Source organism: Nakamurella sp. (assembly GCF_048594475.1).
Lineage (GTDB): Bacteria > Actinomycetota > Actinomycetes > Mycobacteriales > Nakamurellaceae > Nakamurella.
The window spans coordinates 1-4,959 of the sequence record NZ_JBMDXT010000276.1 but is presented as its reverse complement, the minus strand read 5'-3'; the positions used below and the strand labels follow the sequence as shown (position 1 = coordinate 4,959).

The 4,959-nt window shown below is 71.6% G+C and carries 4 protein-coding genes; all 4 read left to right on the top strand.

Annotation, left to right across the window (positions count from 1 at the left end):
- The coding region (locus ACOJUF_RS12850) for a 2-oxo acid dehydrogenase subunit E2 (RefSeq protein ID WP_420122238.1) at positions 1–743 on the top strand (743 nt) is incomplete at its 5' end.
- A gap of 71 nt (positions 744–814) precedes the next feature.
- Positions 815–1,708, top strand: coding sequence for an HAD-IIA family hydrolase (locus tag ACOJUF_RS12845; protein ID WP_420122237.1), 894 nt, complete (start codon positions 815–817; stop codon positions 1,706–1,708).
- Positions 1,708–3,075, top strand: coding sequence for an iron-containing alcohol dehydrogenase (locus ACOJUF_RS12840; protein WP_420122236.1), 1,368 nt, complete (start codon positions 1,708–1,710; stop codon positions 3,073–3,075). Before ACOJUF_RS12845 ends, ACOJUF_RS12840 begins: the two co-directional genes overlap by 1 nt.
- Positions 3,076–3,251: 176 nt before the next feature.
- Entirely contained in the window at positions 3,252–4,811 is a 1,560-nt protein-coding gene (locus tag ACOJUF_RS12835) for an FGGY-family carbohydrate kinase (protein WP_420122235.1), read from the top strand.
- Positions 4,812–4,959: the final 148 nt, after the last annotated feature.

Genomic DNA, 4,959 nt, shown 5'->3' with positions numbered 1-4,959 from the left:
CGGCGACGGCTCCCGTCGCCGCCGCGCCCGCCGCGGCCGCCCCGGCCCCGGTCGTCCGGCCGGGCTGGGAGGCCACGTCGCACAGCCGCCTGCGCAAGCTGGTGGCGTCCCGGCTGCAGGCGTCCAAGCAGCAGGCTCCGCACTTCTACCTGCGGGTGTCGCTGCGGGTCGACGAGCTGCTCGCGCTTCGGGCCCAGCTCAACGCCTCGTCCAGCGAGCGCATCTCGGTCAACGACTTCTTCGTCAAGGCCGCGGCCAAGGCGCTGATCGACGTGCCCGAGATGAACGTGGTCTGGTCCGAGGAGGCGGTGCTGCACTCGCCGCAGGCCGATGTGGCCGTCGCCGTGGCCAGCGAGCGCGGCCTGGTCACCCCGGTCATCACCGGCATCGAGAACCGGTCCCTGTCCAGCTTGTCCCGGGCGATCAAGGACGCGGTCGCCCGCGCCAACGAGGGCAAGCTGCAGCAGGCCGAGCTCGAGGGCGGCACGCTGACCATCTCGAACCTGGGCATGTTCGGGGTCGAGGAGTTCGACGCGATCATCAACCCGCCGCAGGCCGGCATCCTGGCCGTCGGCGCGGCGGTCAAGCAGCCGGTCGTCGGCGACGACGGCGAGATCTCGGTCGCGACCGTGGTCAAGGTCGTGCTGTCGGTCGACCACCGCCCGGTGGACGGCGTGGTCGGCGCCAAGTGGCTGGCCCGGTTCCGCGAACTTATCGAGAACCCGATCCAGATCATCATCTGATCGGCCCCGACCGGCGCGGGAGCGTCGACAGCGAAAGGACTCTCGTGCCGGCATCGGACCGTGGCCCGGTCATGCCCACATCCCCCGTCGGTGCCCCCGCCGGGACCGGAATCAGTGGCGATTCCGGTCCCGGTGGCACCACTGGCCCGGGAACCGACATCACCACGGCCGTCTTCGATCTGGACGGCACGATCTACCTGGGCGACGGGTTGCTGCCCGGCGCCCGGCGGTTGATCGAGACGCTGCGGGACACCGGCGTGCGCACGGTGTTCTGCAGCAACAACCCCACCAAGTCCCCCACCACCTACGCGGACAAGCTGACCGGCCTGGGCATCCCCACCGAGGTGGACGACGTGTTCACCAGCCTGAACTCGACGGTGCGCTGGGTGACCACGACCATGCCGGGGGCCCGGGTCTTCCCGATCGGCGAGCAGCCGCTCGTCGACGCGCTGACCCGGGCCGGGGTCGAGCTGTGCGATGACCCGGCGCGGATCGACCTGGTCATCAGCTCGTACGACCGGACGTTCGACTACCGCAAGCTGCAGATCGCGTTCGACGCGCTCTGGTTCCACCGGCGCGCCCGGCTCGTCGCCACCAACCCGGACCGGTTCTGCCCGTTCCCGGGCGGCCGGGGCGAGCCGGACGCGGCGTGCATCACCGCCGCGATCACCGCCGGGACCGGCGTCGAATGCTCGGCGGTGTTCGGCAAACCCGAGCGCGGCCTGTTCGACATCATCGCTCAGGCAACCGGTCTGGACCCGGCCCGGACCGTGATGGTGGGCGACCGGCTGTCCACCGACATCAGCTTCGCCCGCCGGCACGACATGACGGGCGTGCTCGTGCTGACCGGGGAGACCGACCGCACGATGCTGGCGGCGGCACCGCCGGAGCTGCGGCCGGACATCGTCCTGGACCGTATCGACGACCTGCTCGCCTTCGTCCGGCGACCCGTGGAGGCTTCCTGATGACCAGCGCCCCGCCGCGCACCGCGGCCGAGTTCGCCGCCGCGTGGGACCTGCCGATGCGCACGATCGTGTCCGCGCCGGGCGCGCTGGACGCCCTGCCGGCCGCCGTCGCCGAGCTGCTGCCGGCCGGTGAGCTGGGCCTGCTGCACGACGGCACCGCCAAGCCCGCCGCCGGCGGCGACGTGCTGGACGGCGTCCGTGACCGGCTCGCGGACCGCGCGCTGCGCAGCGTGACCGCCCCGGCCGGTGCGCACGGCGTCGTGCTTGACGAGCCGACCGTCCGCGCCGCCGTCGACGGTTCCCGCGGTCTGGCCGGCCTGATCTCGGTCGGGTCGGGCACCGTCAGCGACCTGGGCAAGGCGGTCGCCGCCGAGCTCGATCTGCCGCTGATCGCGGTCCAGACCGCGGCGTCGGTCAACGGCTACGCGGACTCGCTGTCCGTGCTGGTGCGCAACGGGGCCAAACGCACGCTGCCCACGACCTGGCCGCGCGCCCTGGTCATCGACCACGACGTGCTGCAGCAGGCCCCGGACGCGCTCACCCGCTCCGGCGTCGGCGACGCGGTCGCCGCCTGGGTGGCCCCGGCCGACTGGTACCTGGCCAACGCCCTCGGCCTGGACACGGGCTGGGACGAGGACGCCATCGCGCCGGTCGTGCGGTCGGCGCAGGGTCTGATCGACCTGGATCCGGCCGAGCCGGCGGCGCTGGCCGGCCTCGTCGACGTGCTGACCGTCGGCGGGCTGGCGATCGGGCACACCGGGTCGACCGCCGGGTTGTCCGGGGTCGAGCACCTGATCAGCCACCTGCTGGACATGGCGGCGATGGCCGACGGCACCGATCACGACCTGCACGGTGCGCAGGTCGGGGTGGCGACCGTGGTCTCCTGCGCGCTCTGGCAGATCGCCCTGGAGGAACTGGATCTCGGCGCGTTGGCGCCGGCCGATCTGGTCCCGCCGGCCGACCTGGAGCAGCGGGTGCGGCAAAGCTGGATCGACCTCGATCCGACCGGCCGGGTCGGGTCCGAGTGCTGGACCTCGGTGCAGCGCAAGTTCGCCACCTGGGCCGCGAACCGCTCCGCCGTCGAGGACTTCTTCGCCCGGTGGCCGGAGCACGAGGCCGTCCTGCGCCGGCTGGCCCATCCGCCGCGCACACCGGCCGCCGCGCTGGCCAACTGGGGCGCGGCCCGCACGTTCTCGGCCCTCACCCCGGGGGTCGACGCCGGCCGGGCCCGCTGGGCGCTGCGCTCCCTGCCCTACATGCGCGACCGCTTCACCCTCACCGATCTGCTCCTGCTCGCCGGCCGCTGGGACGATGCGCTCATCGAGGCCGTCCTGGACCGGGCCGCGGCGGCCGGCGGCGGTCTCTGAGCCCGCAGATTTTCGGGTCAGACATGTATGTACAAGTATAGGGATGTGACCTAGACTACCGGGGTCCGCTTCGCTCACCGCCGAGAGGAGTTCCCGCTCCCCTAGCCGGTAGCCGTTGCTACCCAGCGATTCTCGCTCTTCCAGTTGGCTGTCCATCTCACCGCGAGGGATTTGACATGAGCTCGATCCAGGCATTCGTCGGCATCGACGCCGGCACCACCGGCTGCACCGTGATGATCTTCGACCAGAACGGCAACCGACTCGGCGAGGGGTACCAGGAATACCCCTGCACGTCGCCGCGGGCCGGCTGGATCGAGCAGGACGTCGACGACGTCTGGCGCGGGATCTGCGCCGCCAGCAAGCAGGCCGTGGCCGCCGCCGATCTGCCGGCCGACGCCTACAAGTCCGTCGGATTCTCCAGCCAGCGCGGCACCTTCATCCTCCTGGACGAGGAGAAGAACCCGCTGGCCCCGTCCCTGGTGTGGAACGACGGACGCGCGCTGAAGTACCAGGAGATCTTCGCCGAGACCATCTCCGCCGAGGACTACCAGACGCACACCGGCATGCAGCTCTCGCCGCTGTGGTCGGCCGCCAAGTTCGCGTGGCTGCGCGACAACGAGCCCGAACTGTTCAACAAGACCCGCTGGTTCGCCAACGGCCAGGAATACTTCCTGTTCAAGATGGGCGCCGACGAGTGGGTCACCGACCCCGCCTCGCTCACCCTGAACGGCATGCTCGACATCGAGAAGCTGGACTGGAGCGACCAGATCCTCGAGCTGTGCGGCGTGACCCGCGACAAGCTGCCGCCGGTCGGCATCCCCACCGGCAAGGCCGGTACCGTCTCGGCCGCCGCGGCCTTCGCCACCGGCATCCCCGAGGGCACACCGCTGTGCCGGGGCGCCGGTGACCAGCAGTGCGCCGCCATGGGCGCCGGGGTCGTCGAGCAGGGCCAGGCCGAGTTCACCGTCGGCACCGCCGGCGTCATGGTCGCCCATCTGGACAGCCTGGACCGCGTGCAGGGCCGCAACCTGTGGTGGGGCGGCCACGCCGTCCCCGGCGCGTGGGACATCGAGGGTGGCGCGTTCTCCCTCGGCGCGAACCTCAAGTGGTGGCGCGACAACATGGGCATGGAGGAGCAGGTCGAGGCGGACAGGACCGGCCGCAGCGTGTACGCGGTCATGGTCGAGAAGGCGCTCACCTCGCCGCCCGGGGCCAACGGCCTGATGTTCCACTCGTTCCTGGTCTCCCAGGTCACCCCCTACTACGACGCCGCGTCCCGCGGTGGCTGGATCGGGCTGGGGCTCAACCACACCCGTGCCGACATGCTGCGCGCCCTGCTCGAGGGCTGCGCCCACGAGATGCGCATGGTGGTCGACGCTTTCAACTCCGACATCAAGGGCGGCATCACCGATCTGCGGCTGACCGGCGGCGGCACCAAGTCCGACGGCTTCGCCCAGATCATGACCGACATCATCGGCCAACCGACCAAGGTCACCAAGGAGCGCGAGTGCACCGTGCTCGGCGCGGCCATCCTCGGCGCCTTCGGGTCCGGCTCGTTCTCCTCGATCGACGAGGCCGTCGGCTCCCTGGTCAACGTCGAGTCCGAGTTCACCCCGAACGAGAAGACCCGGGCGCTCTACGACGAGGCCAACAAGATCTACCGGGGCCTGTACGAGTCGATCGCGGGCGGCGGCCAGTACCAGGCGCTGTCGGACTTCTCCTCCCGCTACTTCTAAACCCCGCTCGTCCCCGGGTCCTGCTCGGTTCCGCGCCCTGCTCGGTTCCGGGTCCTGCTCGGTTCCGCACCGCGGCCCGGGGGGGGGGGGGGGCGCCCCCCCGCCCCCCCCCCCCCCGCACCACGCGGGGGGGGGGCGGGCCGCCGCC